This is a genomic window from Bradyrhizobium genosp. A (assembly GCF_049949275.1).
Lineage (GTDB): Bacteria > Pseudomonadota > Alphaproteobacteria > Rhizobiales > Xanthobacteraceae > Bradyrhizobium.
In genome coordinates this window covers 2,883,364-2,899,182 of record NZ_CP188196.1, presented here as the reverse complement: position 1 = coordinate 2,899,182, position 15,819 = coordinate 2,883,364, and the positions used below count along the sequence as shown (strand labels likewise).

Below are 15,819 nucleotides of genomic sequence, written 5' to 3'. Positions count from 1 at the left end.
ATTGAAAGTGGCGGGGACATTGCCCGTCAGGGCCGCTTTGCGGCCAAAACCAGATCGGCGGCGCGATCACCGGACCGGACCGATCCCTCGATCGTTGCAGGCAATCCCGTAGCAGTCCAGTCGCCGGCAAGGAACAGGTTTTTCAACGCAGTGACCGGCCCGGGACGCAGGGCATTCTGCGCCGGCGTGGCCGCAAATGTGGCACGGCGCTCACGCACAATCTGCCACGGGGGTAATTGAGGCGGCAGCTCGCCGGACACACCGCCCGCTTGACAGACGTCATTCCAGATCGCCTGCGCGAGCTCCTCGCGCGGCATCTCGACCAGGCGGTCGCCATTGCTGATGGTGACGGAGAGCCGGTTCGGGAACGCAAACAGCCATTCCACGACGCCGCCGATCACGCCCAGGATCGGCGCCGAACCCGGCGGCGGCGTGATGCGGAAATGCGCATTCACAATGGCGCGGAATTCGGTCGGCGCCTTCAGGCCCGGCAGCAGGCTCGTCGCCGCGCGCGGCGGCACCGCCATCACGATCACGTCGCCCGCAGCGAGCTGGACCAAATCCTCGCCGCCGAAATTCAGTGCACTGACCTTGCCGTCACTGGTGACGAAGGAGCGCAGCTCATGGCCGAGCTGGACGGAGTGTCCGCGCTCAGCCAAGAATTTTACGGCAGGCTCGATCAGCACGGCGCTGAGGCCGTCGCGCGCGATCAGCGGACGGCAGGCCTGCCCGCCCGCCAGCAACGTCTCGCGCACGATCGCGCCGGCAAGCCCGGCCGAACCCTCGGGCGGATCGACATTGAGCGCCGCGAGCAGCAACGGCTGCACCAGGCGTTGATAGAGAATGCCTTCACAGGGAATGGATTTGCCGACCGGCGTCTGTTCCGACGCCCAGATCAGTGGCGCCAGCTTGAAATAATCAGTGAGCCCGGTGTCGGGCACGCGGCGGCTCTCGTCGAGCACCCAGGTCGGCCACCGGCCGGCGCCGAGATCGATCTGCCAGCGCTGCCCGGTCTTGATGTCGACGAAGGGAAACTGCGCGGTTTCAGGCCCGACCAGGCCCGCCTCGGTGCCGATCGAGCGCGCATAGGCGCGCGCGTGGCTGTTGCCCGACAGCAGCAGATGATTGCCGTTGTCGATGGTGAGATTGGTGGCGCCGTCGAAATAAGAGCGGCAGCGACCGCCGGCCTGCTGCGTCGCCTCGTGCACGGCGACCTTGAAGCCGGCATTGGCGAGCCGCACAGCGGCGGAGAGGCCGGAAATTCCAGCGCCGATGATGTGAGCTGTGTTTTGCATCAGATGAAAGCGTAGCGGAACAGGATCGCGAAGCGTGTGACCTTCGACACACGCACCGGCTCGCGCGGCGCGTTGAAGCCGCGCGCGATCAGGAGGTCCAGAATGGCGTGATAATACTTCGACATGATCCGCGGCGCGCGCACCGCGCGGCGCTTGTTGCGGTTCATGATCTCGTCCGACTTCTCGAAATGCATTTTCGCGCGTTGCGTCAGCGGGAGGCAGACCTTTGGCAGCGCACGCTCGGCGATCACACGGTTCGGATCGTTGGAGGTGATGCCGGCATGCAGCAGCGCTTCGCGCGGCAGATAGAGCCGTCCGAGGCCGGCGTCCTCGTCGATGTCACGCAGGATGTTGGTGAGCTGCAGCGCGCGGCCGAGATGATAGGCGAGCTGGATACCGTCTTCCTCAGGCAGGCCGAACACACGCACCGACAACCGTCCCACGGCGCTGGCGACGCGGTCGCAATAGAGATCGAGCGTCGCCATGTCGGGTGCGCGGATGTCCTGTGGCACGTCCATCTCCATGCCGTCGACGATCGCGAGGAAATCCTCCCGCTTCAGGCCGAAGGTCTTCACGGAGCCGACATAGTCGGCAAGCCGCGGCGGCGGATTGCCCTGGTAGAGCGCATCGATGTCGGTACGCCATTCCTGGAGCGCGGCGAGCCGCTCGTCGCGCGGGCCGTCGGAATCGGCGATGTCGTCGACCTGGCGGCAGAAGCTGTAGATCTGGAACATCGCCTCGCGCTGGTCGCGCGGCAGGATGCGCATCGCAGCGTAGAAGGAGCTGTTCGATGCGGACGAGCCATAATTGGCGCTGGGCGCTGTCGCCTCAAGCGTCATGGGCAGTCCCCGGATCCGAGATGGCCTTACGGCCGATGGCACGGCGGCCGGCTTCGCCGATCATGCCGGCGAGGCTGAAGGTGAGCAGTTCAAACTTGTTCAGATGCACGCGCTCGCGCAGGGGATCGCGCAGCTTCAAAAGGCGCACGATGCGGTCGGCATAGGCCTGGATCACCGCGACGTCGACGCCGAGGCGGAAATCCCTGATCTCCGCGCTCAGCGACCTGCCCTCGTCGAGCAGCGCTTCGTTGCGCACGGCGAGTCCCTGGAGGCAGGCCAGCATCGCCGGCGGCGACTGCGCAAGTCCAAGCTGCTCGACCGAGGCGCCGCTTGCGGCCAGTGCATCGCGCGGCAGATAGACGCGATTGAGCTCGCGGAAATCCTTGCCGCAATCCTGGAGGTGGTTGTTGATCTGAAGGCCCGCGCAGAGCGCATCCGACGCGGCCCAGGTCGTGGTGCTCTCGCCATGAACGTCGAGCATGAAGCGGCCGACCGGCATCGCCGAATAGCGGCAATAATGGATGACCTCGTCCCAGTTCTCGTAGCGCAATTTTGTCACGTCCATGCGAAACGCGATGAGCACGTCCAGCGCGTGGCGTGGTGCCATGCCCCGCTCGGCCAGCGCGCGCCGCAGGGCGACGGCCTCGGCCTCGGTGTCGCCCTTGCCGAGCAGTTCCGCCTCGAGCAGATCGAGATAGCGAAGCTTTTCGTCCGCCGGCAGGGTGGCGTGGTCGGCGATGTCGTCGGCCGTGCGGACGAAATTGTAATACGCCAGGATCAGCGCGCGATGACGCGGATGAATGATCCAGGACGCGACGGGAAAATTCTCGTCGCGGTCACCCTTGCCGGATCGCAATTCGCTCGCAGAGGTCATCGAGGGCTGATCAACAATCGTTTGGACAGGAAGGGCTTTTGCGCTCGCGCGGGCCTAATGCCGGCGCCGCCGCGGCCCCATATAGGGGAATACGGCCGCAAAACCAATCCTGTCTCTCGATGGCAGCCCTGCGGATCCGGCCTGAAAAAGGCGGCCCCACGGCCGCCTTTGTGGGCCAGTGGCCGAGCTTACTGGTTGTGGTTCTTCAGGACCTGGTCGCAGGCCTGCGAGATCTTGGCCCGGTTCTCCTTGAGGCAGGCCAGGACGGTGAAATCGCCCTGGTCGATGACCGGACGGCAGAACTTCTGCACATCGCGCGTGCAGGCCTTCTGCTCGGCGTCCGTGCCACGCCCCTGCTGGGCGAACGCAGCCGTGGACAGAGTTGCCGACAGCACGGTGAGAGCGACGAGAAGCTTACGCATGGTATTCCTTCATTCTGACGGCAGAATCGCACCAATCCCGGGCAGCACAGGGCAGACGACGGGAACGGATTGCTCTGATGGCAAGTTGCCGCGGGACAAGAGCGGCACCGGAGAAGGCACAAGCGCTGGTAAATGCGGCCAAAATGGCGCCGCGCCTACCAAATCAGGTCTTCCCTCGGTCTTCATTGGCAGATGTAAGAGCTTGATACTACGTCATAATTCTGGCACGCGGTGTTTTAATGCATACCTGTTGCAGAGCTGCATCTGTCCGACCGGCCATCTCGGCCAGAAATACATGGAAACAGAGGGAATCCGGGGCCAGACCGTGGCGAAACAGCTTCGCGAGCCCGAAATTGCGGACGGTTAGGCTTTGAACCCGGCGCAGGCTCTTGAACCTGCCACGGGCTCGCAACACTAAACTGTCGATGTGGCGAGACGTCCTTTCATGAACGGGCGTCGTTCCAAAACGGGATATTGATGATGAAATTCTTTGGGCGATCCGAACTGGCGATCAAGGCGGCCGGCATTGGCGCGGCGCTGCTCTGCTCAGTTGCGGCAAGCCACGCTCAGTCGTCCGGGCCGTTCGCCGGCTTCGACGGGGCGTGGACCGGCACCGGCACCGTGTCGCTGTCCGACGGCTCGACCGAGCGCATCCGCTGCAAGGCGGACTACAAGGTCGCCGGCACCGGTCTCAGCCTCAAGCAGGCCCTGCACTGCGCGTCAGACAGCTACAAGTTCGACCTCACCAGCGACGTGACCAGCCAGGGCGAGCGGATCTCCGGCAATTGGAGCGAGTCCAACCGCAACATCTTCGGCAACCTTCAGGGCACCGCCGGCGGCGGCCAGATCGACGTGTTCGTCGAGGCCAACGGCTTCGCAGCCAATCTGTCGCTGCGCACCAACGGCTCCAAGCAGACGGTGCAGATCTCATCCAAGGGCGAGATCCGCGGCGTCAACATCACGATGACGAAGGGCTGACGCGCGCGCTCCAATTTTGAAGTCAAACAAAAACCCCGGCCCTCGCGAGCCGGGGTTTTCTTGTTTCACAGATACGACCCCATATTGCGATCGCTTCAAATCGCGGGCTTGTCGGGGCCCTGAAGCTTGGCGTGCAGGTTGATCAGCCACATCGCCGTCGGCCGCAGGATGAAGAGGTCGGCGACCAGCGCCGCCACCATCGAGAAGGCGCTGAGCCAGCCGAACAGCCGCAGCGACGGCAAGTCGGAGAACACGGTGACGACCAGGCCGCAGGCCAGCACCACCGTGGTCAGGATCAGCGCCGGGCCGACCAGCACGGTCGCGCGTTCCACCGCGAGCGCCGAGCCGACGCCAGGCCTGCTCTCCAGCCGCAGACGATTGAGGAAGTGGATGGTTGCACTCAAGCCCAGGCCGAACGAGACGGTGAGCGCCACGACACTGGCGAACTGCAGCCCTTCACCCATCGCCCACAGCACCGTTCCCGACATCACCACCGGGAAAATGCCCGGCAGGACGCAGGCGAACATCACCACCCAAGAGCGGAACGCCAAGCCGATGAAGATCGCGACCAGCGCGAATTCGACGGTGAGGCCGCGGTTCAGTTTCTCGATCATCCCGGCCGAGTTGCGCGCGGCGATGGCGGCGAGGCCGGTGACGGCAACCTCGTAACCGGGGTGCTTCTTGCGGACGGCGTCGAGCTCGGTGTCGAGCTTGTCGACGATCGGCAAGAGCTGGCTGGAGTCCTTGTCCGGCACGCGGCCGGCCACCACCACCGCATCCTGCTCGGCATCGATGAACCGTCGCACCAGATGCTCGGGGATGACGTTGACATATTCCTTGAGAGTCGCGACGTCGTCGCTGCCGGCCTTTTCGGTCAGCCAGCGGCGCAGCGTCTCCAGCGACCAGACATTGCCGACGCCGGCCGCCTTCTCCACGGTCGCATGCACGTCCGCGATGGTTTGCAGCGTCTCCGGCGAGTAGAGCGTTTCACCCTTGGGGAACTGGATCAGCACGTTGACCGGATTGGCGCCGGTCAGCTTGGCGTCGAGCCGGTTGCTGGCGGCCACCGCCTGGCGCTTGTCCGGCACCTGATCGGCAAGCCGGTAGCGCGGCTCCAGATGGCCGTAGATGACGCCTAGGCTGCCGACGAACAGCACCGCAATCAAGCTGAACAGGCCGGGCCGGCCGACCATGCGCACCGCGATCCAGTAGCAGAAATTGCGCAGCGCCTGCACGCCGGCGTCCGCGCTCTGGAATTTGACGGCAAAGATCTTTTCATTGCGCACGAACAGCACGCCGAACACCGGCACCAGCGACAGCACCGTGATCAGCGCGATGATGGTCGCGGCGAGGCCCGCCTCGCCGAATTTGCGGATCAGGTCGGAGTCGGAGAACTGGAGCGCGATGAAGGAAATGCCGGCGGTACCGTGGGTCAGCACGCAGGCCGGGCCCACCACCAGCACCGCGTTCTTGAACGCGGTGAACTTGTCCTGGCCCGCGATCAGCCGGTCGCGTGCGGCGAAGGTGAGCTGCATCGAGTCCGAGAACGAGATCACCATGATGAGCGGCGTCATCACGTTCAGGAACATGTTGAGATTGAAATTGGCCCAGCCGAGCGCGCCGAGTGCGATCAGGATCGCGATCATCGGTGGGAACGCCGCCACCACCATGAACGAAATCTTGCGGAAGAAGATGATGGCGATGACGCAGCCGGCGAGAATGCCGAGGATGTTGTAGGTGAGGCCGTCGCGCTCGACCGCGTTGCGGATCTCGAGTTGCATCACCGGCACGCCGGAGAGCTGCACGCTGAGCCCGGTGTCGCCGAGATCCTCCTTCATCAGCGCGCGGATGTCGCCGACGGTCTTGGTGAGCTTGCTGGAGGCGACCACCTCCGGATCGAGCGAGAGCACGATCAGCGCGAGCGTGCCGTCCTCGGACAAGAGCTTGCCGCGGATGATCTCGTTGTTCTTGACGGTCTCGATGAACTGGTCATAGGCCGCGCCTTCGGGCAGCTCGCCCGGGAACAGCGCCGCCGGCAGCTTGCCCGGCGCCGGCGCCTGGCGCGCCGAGAACAGCGAGACCAGGCCGCGCGTGCCATCGACCAGCTGCATGTCGGTGATGAAGTCGCGCAGCTTCTCGAGGTTGTTCCGCGCCAGCAGGGTCTTGCCCTCGACCACGACGAGGACGTCGAATTCCTCGGCCGGGAACTTCTTCGTCACCTCTTCGTACTGCTTGAATTCGCGGGTGTTGGAGCGGAACAGCTGCGATAGCGAATCGTCGATCTTGATCCGATAGATGCCGAACACAGCACCGACGATCAACGCGAGCAGGATGATGCAGGAGACGATCGGCGCCCGGACCGCAATCAGCCCGAGACGCTCCAGCCCGAAGGCGATGGAGGTTGCAGGCCCCTGCTCGACCTTGTCGACATGAACCTCATTCTCGCGGTGCTTTTCGAGCATGCCTTGTCCAGTTCCTAAATCGGCTCGGTCTGTGAGCTTATTGCGCCCCGCGAACGGCTTGAAAACGCCATACCAAGGGGAGGCTTGCCCTTTGAAAATGCGCGGAAAATCGCCGGCAGCGGTTTAGCAGGACAATCACCCTTCTCGCAAGCACGCCAAGGGTCTCCAAATCGATCAAGATGCGGCGATTTTGCCGGAATGCCCGTCATTCGGGCAAAGCCGTGCCAATTCGACGCGGCGCGCGGTCGGCGCTCTCGTCCTTGAGCGCCACGCCCGTGACCTCCCGCGCCAGTCCCTCGCGGACCAGCCATGCTATCTTGAGGGCTGCCTCGTGATAGCTCAACCCAGCCTTGTGGATGTTCGACACGCAGTTGCGCTCGGCATCGGTCAGTCCGGGCTTCGGCGCGAAGGTCAGATAGGCCCCGAGGCTGTCGGGCGCGGACAGGCCCGGCCGCTCGCCGATCAGCATCAAAACCAAGCGGGCGCCGAGAATGGCCCCGATCTCGTCGCCGAGTGCAACCCGCGCGCCTGAGGCGACGACGACATGGCCGATCGCGACAGCGTCGCCTTCGCCCAACAGGGGCAGCAGGCTTTGCAGCAGAGGGACCGCATGGGCATGGACCGCCGCCGCCGACAATCCGTCGCCGATGACGATCGCAAGCTGGCACGGCGCGGTGGCACCACCCGACAGCGCCGCGGCGGAGCCGGCGTCGAGCTGCCGTCCGAGATCCGGCCGGCGCAGATAATCCCTGCGATCAGCGGCCCGGCTCGTGACCTCCGTGGCATCAAGGCCGAGCGCCCTCACCCCGGCAACCAGACCCGGCGCGTCGAAGGCGGCGTGCACGGCATCGCGGGCGCGGGCGTGCGCCAGCGTGAAATCGAGCAACGGCTTCGTCGGCAGGCTCGCGCCGCTGCGCCCGAGCGCGACGCGTGCAGGCGTAAACGATCTGAGGTCGACGATCGGGCGCGCCGGAACGGGCTTGTCGCTCATTCGGCGGGAACGGACGCTTCGCGCAGCCGGATCGAATAGTTCGACGCGTTCTGCTTGCCGCTCGATGCCGCGCGCGCAAAGGTGATGAGATGATGCGCGATCATGGTGCAGCCGATCAGCCCCTCGATGTCGCCGCGCCTGATGCGCCCTAGCGCAAACTTCCAGAATACGCGCCTGTAGTCGCCGAGCACGCCGACCTTCCAGAAGATGTTGCGCATCATGACGAGGCCGCGCCGGATGTTCGGCCAGGTCTTCATCTCGTCCGGAACCGGCATTTTGAGGCGGTGGGGATAAACGTGGTCGCATTGATACTGGAAGCGCGCATAGACCTTCTCGGGCTCGTAAGCCACGGCCATCGCGTGCTTCCAGGATGCGACGACCTCGTCATAAGGCAGCAGGAAGTTGACGTTGGAATCGCGCCCCTCATCGTCGATCAGGCGCCCTTCCCGCTCCAGCCGGTCCCAGAGCGGCGTCTTCGGCAGCGCCTGAAGCAGGTTGATGGTGAGCAGCGGAATCCGGGACTCCTCGATGAAGGCGAGCAGCGCCTCCGACGTATTCGGCTTGTCGGTGTCGAGCCCCATGATGATGCCTGATACCACCTCCATCCCGTAGGAGTTGATGGTGCGCACGCCCTCGAGGATCGGGACCATCATGTTGTGGTCCTTGTGCATCGCCTTCAACGCCTCGGGGTCCGGCGTCTCGATGCCGCAGAAGATGGTGATGAAATAGGCTTCGCGCATCTTCTCGAGGATTTCCGGGCGCTTGGCGATATTGAGCGTCGCCTCGCAGGCGAGTCGCATCACATAGCCGGTCCTCTTCTGCCATTCGATCAGATGCGGCAGCAGATCCATTGCCGCCTTGCGGTTGCCGATGAAATTGTCGTCGACGAAATAGACCGTGTCGGTCATGCCGCATTCGCGCAGGCGGTCGAGCTCGGCGATGATCTGTTCCGGCGACTTGATGCGCGGGTTACGGCCGTAGAGGCCGGGGATGTCGCAGAACTCGCACTGATAGGGACAGCCGCTGGAATACTGGATGCTGCCGAGGAAATACCGCTTCACGTCGGCGAGCTCATAGGCCGGGATCGGAAACTCCGTCATCGGCACGCGGTCTTTGGTGGTCAGCACCACCTGCTGTTCGGGGCGAGACGTATCCCGCGACAGGATTTCGAGCAGCTGATTGGTGGCGTCGCCGAGCTCGCCGACATGGAGATAATCGAACGACGGGTAGTAGTCCGGGCAAGCGCTGACCGACGGACCGCCGAGCGCCACCGGCAGGTCGAATTCATGGGCACGGCGGCAGATGTCGTTCATCTGCTGGCGCTGGATGTGCATGCCGCTGACGAAGACGGCCTCCGCCCATTCGAACTCTTCCTTCGTCGTGCGGCGAAGATTCTCGTCGACGAATTTGACCTGCCATTCCCCGGGCAGATAGGCCGCGAGCAACAGCAGGCCCTGCGGCGGCATGAAGGCGCGGACACCGTCGGTCAGCGGATAGGAATGCTCGAACGTCCCGAACGACGAGGTGTAACGCGGAAACACGCACAGAATCCGCCGCGACGTTCCGTTGCTTTCAGCGCGCATCGAACTTCCCCCAACCACGTTCTACGAACGGTACTGACGAGATCTCCAGAAACATAGCGTAACGCTGCGACCGGAATTCCTCAATATTGTGGCAGCGAACTAATTCGTGAGATGCGCCAATGGTTTCCCCGGTTCACGCTGGCGGGTGAGGCTTTTCGCGAGATTTTCGCATCACGCGATCAGCCGGGAGGCGAAATCGGGCAACAGGCCTGCGTCACCGCCAAGCCGGAAGTCGGCGCCCGCAATGCCGGTCTGGACCAGCCAGTCGTCGAACTCCGGCGCGCGGGCCGCGCCGAAGACGTCGCGGACATAGAGCGCGTCGTGGAAGGAGGTGGACTGGTAGTTCAGCATGACGTCGTCGGCGCCCGGCACGCCCATGATGAAGGTAACGCCGGCAGCGGCGAGCAACGTCAGGAGATTGTCCATGTCGTCCTGGTCCGCCTCGGCATGGTTGGTGTAGCAGATGTCGATGCCGAGCGGCAGGCCGAGCAGCTTGCCACAGAAATGATCCTCCAGCCCCGCCCGGATGATCTCCTTGCCGTCGTAGAGATATTCCGGACCGATGAAGCCGACCACGCTGTTGACCAGCAACGGCGCATAGGCACGGGCGACGGCATAGGCGCGCGCCTCGCAGGTCTGCTGGTCGACGCCGTGATGGGCGCCCGCCGACAGCGCCGAGCCCTGCCCGGTCTCGAAATACATCACGTTGTCGCCGACCGTGCCGCGCTTCTGCGACAGCCCGGCCTCGTGCGCCTCCTTCAGCAGCGCGAGGTCGATGCCGAAGCTGCGGTTGGCGGCTTCGGTACCAGCGACCGACTGGAAGACGAGGTCGACCGGCACGCCCTGCCCGATCAGCGCCAGCGTCGTGGTGACATGGGTCAGCACGCAGCCTTGCGTCGGGATATTCAGCCGCGCGATGATCTCGTCCAATAGCCGCAGCAATTGCGCGATGACGGCCGGATCGTCGCTCGCCGGATTGATGCCGATGCAGGCATCGCCGGCCCCTAGCAGCAGGCCGTCGAGGATCGAGGCGGTGATGCCCCTGGCATCGTCGAAGGGATGGTTAGGCTGCAGCCGCGTGCTCATCCGGCCCTTCAGGCCAATGGTGTTACGGAAGGCGGTGACGACCTCGCATTTCCGCGCCGCCAGGATCAGGTCCTGATTGCGCATCAGCTTCGAGGCCGCCGCCGCCATCTCCGGCGTGATGCCGGGCGCGAGCTTGCCTAAGGTCTCCACCGTCGCTGCGTCCGACAGCAACCAGTCGCGGAAGGCTCCGACCGTCAGCGAGGCCACAGGGGCAAACGCCTTGGCGTCATGGCTGTCGATGACGAGGCGGGTGACCTCGTCGGCCTCATAGGGAATGACGGCCTCGTTAAGGAATTGACCGAGGGGGACGTCCGCCAGCGCCATCCGCGCGGCGATCATCTGCTCGGCGCTGGCTGCGGCAATGCCGGCCAGCCGGTCGCCGGAGCGCGGCGGCGTCGCCTTGGCGAGGAGGTCGCGCAGGTCGGGGAAGGTGTAGGTGGTGGCGTCGATGGTGTGGCGGTAGACCAAAGGCCCCTCCAGGGTGCGTCGGTCAATGACCGACTTCAAGGCGATCCTGAAACTATACCTCGGGATCAAGACGCTGAAATATCTTACCTTTCCTTCGACCGAGGGCGAAGGGGCCAACGGCAGCGTTAACGCTGCGTCCATCTTCATTCTGCATAGTTTTCCATCAATTTTAGAAGACCGCGCAGTCCGGCCACTCCTCGCCATTCGGGCCCCGAACACCATGACATCAGACCGATCTGGGAATGCCGCCGGCCTGGCGGGACGTTTCTCGCTGGCCACCAAGCTCTATGCGATCTTCGCACTGTTCGCGCTTCTGACTGCGGCGATCTCGATGCTGTCCGACTACAACAGCCGTCGCGGCGCCGAGCTGACCAGCGCGATCGAGACGGCGAATGCGGCCGCGCTCAATGTCGAGCGCGTCAACTCGCTGGTCTATGCGGTCGTGATGGAATCGCGCGGCATCTACATGTCGACCGAACCGGCCGTCGTGAAGAAATACGGCGAGGGCCTGCTCAAGTTCAACGGGCAGATCCTGAACATGGTGAAGGGCTGGGAGAGCATCGTCAAGGCCGACGACGCCGAGCAGTTCGCCACCTTCAAGAAGCGCATCGAGCAGTTCGTCGACTTCCGCAAGCAGCTGGTGCGCCGCGGCGTCGAGATCAACGCAGCCGCGGGCCGCGAATGGGGCGACAACGACGCCAACCGCGCCGTTCGCTCCGCGCTGAACAAGGACCTCGAGGCGCTCTCCAAGGTCTATGCCGAGCGCGCCAGGCAGATCGCGCAGGAGACCGAGACCAACCGCACGCTCTCCTTCGTGCTGACGTGTCTCGGCGGCGTGGCGCTGGCGCTGGTCGTGATCGGCATCATCATCATCGCCCGCTCGATCGCGCGGCCACTCGCCGCGATCACCGCGGCCATCAAGCAGGTCGCCGACGGCGCCGAGAATGTCGTGGTGCCGCACTCTGGCCGCGCCGACGAGATCGGCGCACTCGCCCGCGCCATCGAAGTCTTCCAGGACGCGATGGGGCGCAACCGCAACCTCGCCTCGCAGGTCTCGCAGGATTCCGCGGCACGCGAGCAGCGCGCACACCACATCGAGCAATCCGTCGAAGCGTTCCGCGAGGCGATCGGCGCGATCATGCGCGGCCTCAGCGACAACGCCTCGATCATGCGCGAGACCGCGCAGACCATCACCCGCGTCACCGCAGATGCGAACAGCCGCGCCGGCACGGCGGCGAACGCCACCGAGCAGGCCTCGCACAACGTCACCGCGGTGGCAGGCGCGGCCGAGGAGCTGTCGGCATCCGTCGAAGAGATCGGCCGCCAGGTGCGGCAGTCCGCAAGCGCGGTCGAGCAGACCGGCCAGCGCACCGAGAAATCGATCGCCGAGATCGAGAGCCTCGCCGCGGCCACGCAGCGCATCGACGGCGTGCTGACCCTAATTCAGACGATCGCCGAGCAGACCAACCTGCTCGCGCTCAACGCCACCATCGAGGCTGCGCGTGCCGGTGACGCCGGCCGCGGCTTCGCCGTCGTCGCCCACGAGGTCAAGGCGCTGGCGGGCCAGACCGCGAAGGCGACCGCCGACATCAGCGAGAACGTCGCGATGATCCAGTCCTCCACCCGCAACGCGGTCGATGCCGTCCGTGAGATCGGCGGCGCGGTGCGCGAGATCAACGAGGTCACCTCCGCGATTGCCGGAGCCGTCGGCCAGCAGGACCAGGCCACGCGCGAGATCTCCTCCAACGCGCAATCGGCCGCCCAGGGCAACGCGACGTTGGTCGCCAACATCACCTCGCTCCGCGACGCCATCGGCGAGACCGACACGGCGGCAGCCTCGGTGCTGACGGCCGCAAGCAGCCTGACCGCGACGGCGGAGACGCTGTCGCGCGAGGTGGAAAAATTCTTCCAGAACCTGCGCGCGGACGCGGCGGAGAGCCGCGTCGCGAAGGCGGGATGATCGCGCCGGCCGCCGTTCGCGCCGCCGGCAGTGTGCCTGCTTCCAGCAAAATCTCGAAAACAACCCCATGCACAGTAGACGGGGTGAACCAAGTCAATGGCTTGACCGCCGACCTCGGTCACTTGCGGATTTTACGAAATCTATTTGACGCGTCGGGCAAAACACTGGCATGATGTCATCATGACGGCGGTGCTTCTTCCCGAGTCTCGCCTCACGTCTCCGGCAGGCAGTTTCCCTGGTGAAAGCGCGGCTTTGATGAACAAGACCAATCGCGTACTGTTTCTCTGCACGGGCAACTACTATCGAAGCCGCTATGCCGAGGAGATTTTCAACCATCAAGCCGGGGTCGAAGGATTGGGTTGGCACGCCTTCTCGCGCGCTGTCGCCGAAAAGCTCTTTCCTGAAAACATTGGGCCGATGTCGCCCTACACGCTGAATGCCTTGCAAGCGAAAGGCATCACGCCGGGAGGCGGTACGCGCAATCCGGTGCTCTGCACTGTCGACGACTTTGCGGAGGCGGCGCTTGTGGTCGCGCTGAAGGACGCCGAGCATCGCCCGATGATCGAGCGCCGCTTTGCCGATGTCGCCCATCGCGTCGAATATTGGAACGTGGACGATATCGAGTTCCTCGATCCGCCAACGGCGCTGGGCAAGATCGACGAGCTGGTTGGGCGACTGATCGGGAGCCTGCGAATTCGCGAGCGATAGTGCGAATAGCCTCGCTTGTGCGTGCTTCGAAAACGAAAAGCCCCGGCACATAGGCCGAGGCTTGCGATACAGCCCGCGTACATCCGGCGAACCAATCGTCGACGCACACACTAGCCGCGAATTTTGAACGGATGATGACGCCGTTGGCGCCGGCAAAATGTCGCGTTGGCCGGAATCAGATCACTGATCGCGAAGATAGGCCTCCACCTGTCCGAGCAGACGATCGATCGAATCACTGGCGGTATCGAGCACCAGATGGTCGCGATCCCAGGCCTCACAATGCCGGCCGACGATGTCCTGCCAGGTCGGCAGTTTGAGGCCGGCGATGTCGGACGTGCGCGCTTCTGCGCGCTGACGGTGCAGAGCCACGTCGCTGCAGATCACTTCGATCTCGGCGAGGCGCGCCGATGATTGCATGGCCGTCCGCCGCCAGCCATCACGGCTTGCCAGCACCGGATTGACACAATCCGCGACGACCACGCGGCCGAGCCGCAGGTTCTCGGCCGCCAGCGCATTGGCGATGACGTACCCCATCGGGCCGACATCGTGGCCCGCCGCACGCAAGCTCTGCTCGATCGCGTCGACGCGAATATAGGTCGCAGCAATCCGTCGCGTCAGCTCGCGCGAGAGCGTGGTTTTTCCGGTAGCCGGAAGGCCGCCGAAGACGATGAGGATGGGTTGCCGGCCTGTCATGCCTCATCATCCATCAGCATGCTGCGGCCTGCAATGGGCCGTCGCAGACAGCGGTCTCAGAGCATCATGGAGACGATGGCTATCAGGCCGACGGCGGTCAGCCTCCAAATCAGCAGATGCAAAGTCAGGTCGAAGGCGATTGCGGCGGAGCGACTTCCGCGGCGTGCGCTCGCAAGAAGCCCTTGGCGAGCGCGTGGTAGATGCCTTCAGGGCAGATCAGGCGCGACGCCGCCTGGGCGATCAACGCGGAGGCCATCAACGGCACCACCATGGCGTGATTGTTGGTCATCTCGGTCACGATGACGAAAGCCGTAATGGGAGCCTGCACGACGCCGGCAAAATAGGAGACCATTCCGAGCAACATGAACGCGCCGAGCGGGGCGCCCGGAAAAAGATGAGCGATGTTCGTGCCGATGCCGGCGCCCACGGCGAGCGAAGGCGCGAAGATCCCGCCGGGAATGCCGCTGATCGCGGAAAACGCGGTCGCAGCGAGCTTCAACACCCCGAAATCCCAGGGAAGCGGCATGTCGTTCTCCAGCGCCGACTTCACTTGCGCATAGCCGGTGCCATAGATCATGTCTCCAGAGGCCAGGCCGCAAAGGGCAACACCAAGGCCGCATGCCGCGGCAAATGGCAGAGGGTATTGCTTGGTCAGTGGCCCCAGCCGGCCAGGCAATCCGCGCGCGACCTCGATGAGAAGCCTGCTGAACGCGCCACCGGCCAATCCGCCGGCGATGCCGCACAGCGGCACAGCGAGCCAGTCCGTGCCGTTTCGCAGCATCGTCGAGCTGCTACCGAAGTAATCGTAGTTTCCAACCAGGGCCAACGAGGTCAGGCCTGCCGCGATCACGGCGCCGATCACCAGGCTGCTGGTCCTGGTCTCATAGGCCCTGCTCATCTCCTCGATGCCGAACACGATGCCCGCGAGCGGCGTATTGAACGCAGCCGCGACCCCGGCTGCAGCGCCGGCCAGGATCAGGCCCGGCTGGCGGCGTGGCGACATGCGGCCGAGGGCGAACATGACGGAAGCCCCGACCTGTACGGTCGGTCCCTCCCGGCCCGCCGATGCACCGCAAAGCAGCCCGAGGAGCGTGAGCAACACCTTGCCGACGGCAATGCGGATCGAGACCAGCTTCTTGCGTGCTGCGTGCTCGCTGAGCTGGCGCGCGGCAATCGCCTGCGGGATGCCGCTTCCTTGCGAGTTTGGAAAGAAGCGGCTGGTCAGATAGACGGACAGCGCAAACCCAAGCGGGGTCACCAGGACTGCAGCGTAGCGCGATTCCGACAGCAGGTAGGCGAACGCGACTTGTGCCCAGTCCGCCAACTTGGCCAGAGCGACGGCCGAGGCCCCGACCGCGATGCCGCCGATTAAGAAGGTGAGTCGTCTTCGCCAGCGGACTGAAACGACCCTGATGGAGCGGCGGAGGCGATGGGTGAAGATCAGAGGCATGGAACAACTG

The 15,819-nt window shown here is 64.5% G+C and carries 13 protein-coding genes; 3 read left to right on the top strand and 10 right to left on the bottom strand.

The annotated features are described in order from the left end of the window. Positions 1 to 26: 26 nt before the first annotated feature. From hpnE to ACP2YP_RS13385, 4 genes are all read right to left on the bottom strand, one after another. A complete protein-coding gene (gene hpnE / locus ACP2YP_RS13400; protein ID WP_426424659.1) occupies positions 27 to 1,295 on the bottom strand; it encodes a hydroxysqualene dehydroxylase HpnE in 1,269 nt (422 codons plus the stop codon). Next, positions 1,295 to 2,134 (bottom strand): presqualene diphosphate synthase HpnD, encoded by an 840-nt coding sequence (hpnD, locus tag ACP2YP_RS13395; protein ID WP_426424657.1) that lies wholly within the window; start codon positions 2,132 to 2,134, stop codon positions 1,295 to 1,297. The genes hpnE and hpnD overlap by 1 nt, the downstream gene beginning before the upstream one ends. Further along, the gene (gene hpnC, locus ACP2YP_RS13390) at positions 2,124 to 3,008 is read right to left on the bottom strand and encodes a squalene synthase HpnC (protein WP_426424655.1); all 885 of its coding nucleotides are present in this window, start codon (positions 3,006 to 3,008) and stop codon (positions 2,124 to 2,126) included. Before hpnC ends, hpnD begins: the two co-directional genes overlap by 11 nt. A gap of 188 nt (positions 3,009 to 3,196) precedes the next feature. Next, positions 3,197 to 3,430, bottom strand: coding sequence for a hypothetical protein (locus tag ACP2YP_RS13385; protein WP_027533949.1), 234 nt, complete (start codon positions 3,428 to 3,430; stop codon positions 3,197 to 3,199). 480 nt (positions 3,431 to 3,910) lie between these two features. Here ACP2YP_RS13385 and ACP2YP_RS13380 point away from each other — a divergent pair, with 480 nt between their 5' ends. Next, positions 3,911 to 4,408 carry a hypothetical protein gene (locus tag ACP2YP_RS13380; RefSeq protein ID WP_426426135.1) on the top strand — a complete coding sequence of 166 codons (498 nt, stop codon included), beginning with the start codon at positions 3,911 to 3,913 and terminating at the stop codon, positions 4,406 to 4,408. Positions 4,409 to 4,503: 95 nt separating this feature from the next. On the opposite strand, the gene ACP2YP_RS13375 is transcribed toward ACP2YP_RS13380, so the two are convergent. The 4 genes from ACP2YP_RS13375 to ACP2YP_RS13360 form a co-directional block, all read right to left on the bottom strand. Beyond that, complete coding sequence (locus tag ACP2YP_RS13375) at positions 4,504 to 6,870, bottom strand: efflux RND transporter permease subunit (protein WP_426424654.1); 2,367 nt, start codon at positions 6,868 to 6,870, stop codon at positions 4,504 to 4,506. Positions 6,871 to 7,075: 205 nt separating this feature from the next. Then, complete coding sequence (gene eutC / locus ACP2YP_RS13370) at positions 7,076 to 7,861, bottom strand: ethanolamine ammonia-lyase subunit EutC (RefSeq protein ID WP_426424653.1); 786 nt, start codon at positions 7,859 to 7,861, stop codon at positions 7,076 to 7,078. Continuing rightward, positions 7,858 to 9,444 carry a B12-binding domain-containing radical SAM protein gene (locus tag ACP2YP_RS13365; RefSeq protein WP_426424651.1) on the bottom strand — a complete coding sequence of 529 codons (1,587 nt, stop codon included), beginning with the start codon at positions 9,442 to 9,444 and terminating at the stop codon, positions 7,858 to 7,860. Before ACP2YP_RS13365 ends, eutC begins: the two co-directional genes overlap by 4 nt. Positions 9,445 to 9,615: 171 nt before the next feature. After that, complete coding sequence (locus ACP2YP_RS13360) at positions 9,616 to 10,998, bottom strand: ethanolamine ammonia-lyase subunit EutB (RefSeq protein ID WP_426424650.1); 1,383 nt, start codon at positions 10,996 to 10,998, stop codon at positions 9,616 to 9,618. 220 nt (positions 10,999 to 11,218) lie between these two features. Between ACP2YP_RS13360 and ACP2YP_RS13355 the strand changes: the two genes are divergently transcribed. Then, on the top strand, positions 11,219 to 12,958 hold the full coding sequence (locus ACP2YP_RS13355; protein WP_426426134.1) for a methyl-accepting chemotaxis protein: 1,740 nt from the start codon (positions 11,219 to 11,221) through the stop codon (positions 12,956 to 12,958). Between the two features lie 180 nt (positions 12,959 to 13,138). Next, positions 13,139 to 13,666 carry a low molecular weight phosphatase family protein gene (locus ACP2YP_RS13350; RefSeq protein WP_426424649.1) on the top strand — a complete coding sequence of 176 codons (528 nt, stop codon included), beginning with the start codon at positions 13,139 to 13,141 and terminating at the stop codon, positions 13,664 to 13,666. A 180-nt stretch (positions 13,667 to 13,846) separates the two neighbouring features. Here the strand turns inward: ACP2YP_RS13350 and ACP2YP_RS13345 are convergent, their stop codons facing one another. Both ACP2YP_RS13345 and ACP2YP_RS13340 read right to left on the bottom strand, forming a co-directional pair. Further along, the gene (locus tag ACP2YP_RS13345; RefSeq protein ID WP_426424648.1) at positions 13,847 to 14,359 is read right to left on the bottom strand and encodes an AAA family ATPase; all 513 of its coding nucleotides are present in this window, start codon (positions 14,357 to 14,359) and stop codon (positions 13,847 to 13,849) included. 124 nt (positions 14,360 to 14,483) lie between these two features. Continuing rightward, positions 14,484 to 15,809, bottom strand: coding sequence for a chloride channel protein (locus ACP2YP_RS13340; RefSeq protein WP_426424647.1), 1,326 nt, complete (start codon positions 15,807 to 15,809; stop codon positions 14,484 to 14,486). Between the last annotated feature and the right edge of the window lie 10 nt (positions 15,810 to 15,819).

Excerpts from the sequence above, each read along its gene's own strand:
- ACP2YP_RS13385 (WP_027533949.1), bottom strand. The coding sequence starts at position 3,430 with ATGCGTAAGCTTCTCGTCGCTCTCACCGTGCTGTCGGCAACTCTGTCC.
- hpnD (WP_426424657.1), bottom strand. The coding sequence starts at position 2,134 with ATGACGCTTGAGGCGACAGCGCCCAGCGCCAATTATGGCTCGTCCGCA.
- ACP2YP_RS13355 (WP_426426134.1), top strand. The coding sequence starts at position 11,219 with ATGACATCAGACCGATCTGGGAATGCCGCCGGCCTGGCGGGACGTTTC.
- hpnC (WP_426424655.1), bottom strand. The coding sequence starts at position 3,008 with ATGACCTCTGCGAGCGAATTGCGATCCGGCAAGGGTGACCGCGACGAG.
- hpnE (WP_426424659.1), bottom strand. The coding sequence starts at position 1,295 with ATGCAAAACACAGCTCACATCATCGGCGCTGGAATTTCCGGCCTCTCC.
- eutC (WP_426424653.1), bottom strand. The coding sequence starts at position 7,861 with ATGAGCGACAAGCCCGTTCCGGCGCGCCCGATCGTCGACCTCAGATCG.
- ACP2YP_RS13345 (WP_426424648.1), bottom strand. The coding sequence starts at position 14,359 with ATGACAGGCCGGCAACCCATCCTCATCGTCTTCGGCGGCCTTCCGGCT.
- ACP2YP_RS13380 (WP_426426135.1), top strand. The coding sequence starts at position 3,911 with ATGAAATTCTTTGGGCGATCCGAACTGGCGATCAAGGCGGCCGGCATT.
- ACP2YP_RS13350 (WP_426424649.1), top strand. The coding sequence starts at position 13,139 with ATGACGGCGGTGCTTCTTCCCGAGTCTCGCCTCACGTCTCCGGCAGGC.
- ACP2YP_RS13375 (WP_426424654.1), bottom strand. The coding sequence starts at position 6,870 with ATGCTCGAAAAGCACCGCGAGAATGAGGTTCATGTCGACAAGGTCGAG.
- ACP2YP_RS13365 (WP_426424651.1), bottom strand. The coding sequence starts at position 9,444 with ATGCGCGCTGAAAGCAACGGAACGTCGCGGCGGATTCTGTGCGTGTTT.
- ACP2YP_RS13340 (WP_426424647.1), bottom strand. The coding sequence starts at position 15,809 with ATGCCTCTGATCTTCACCCATCGCCTCCGCCGCTCCATCAGGGTCGTT.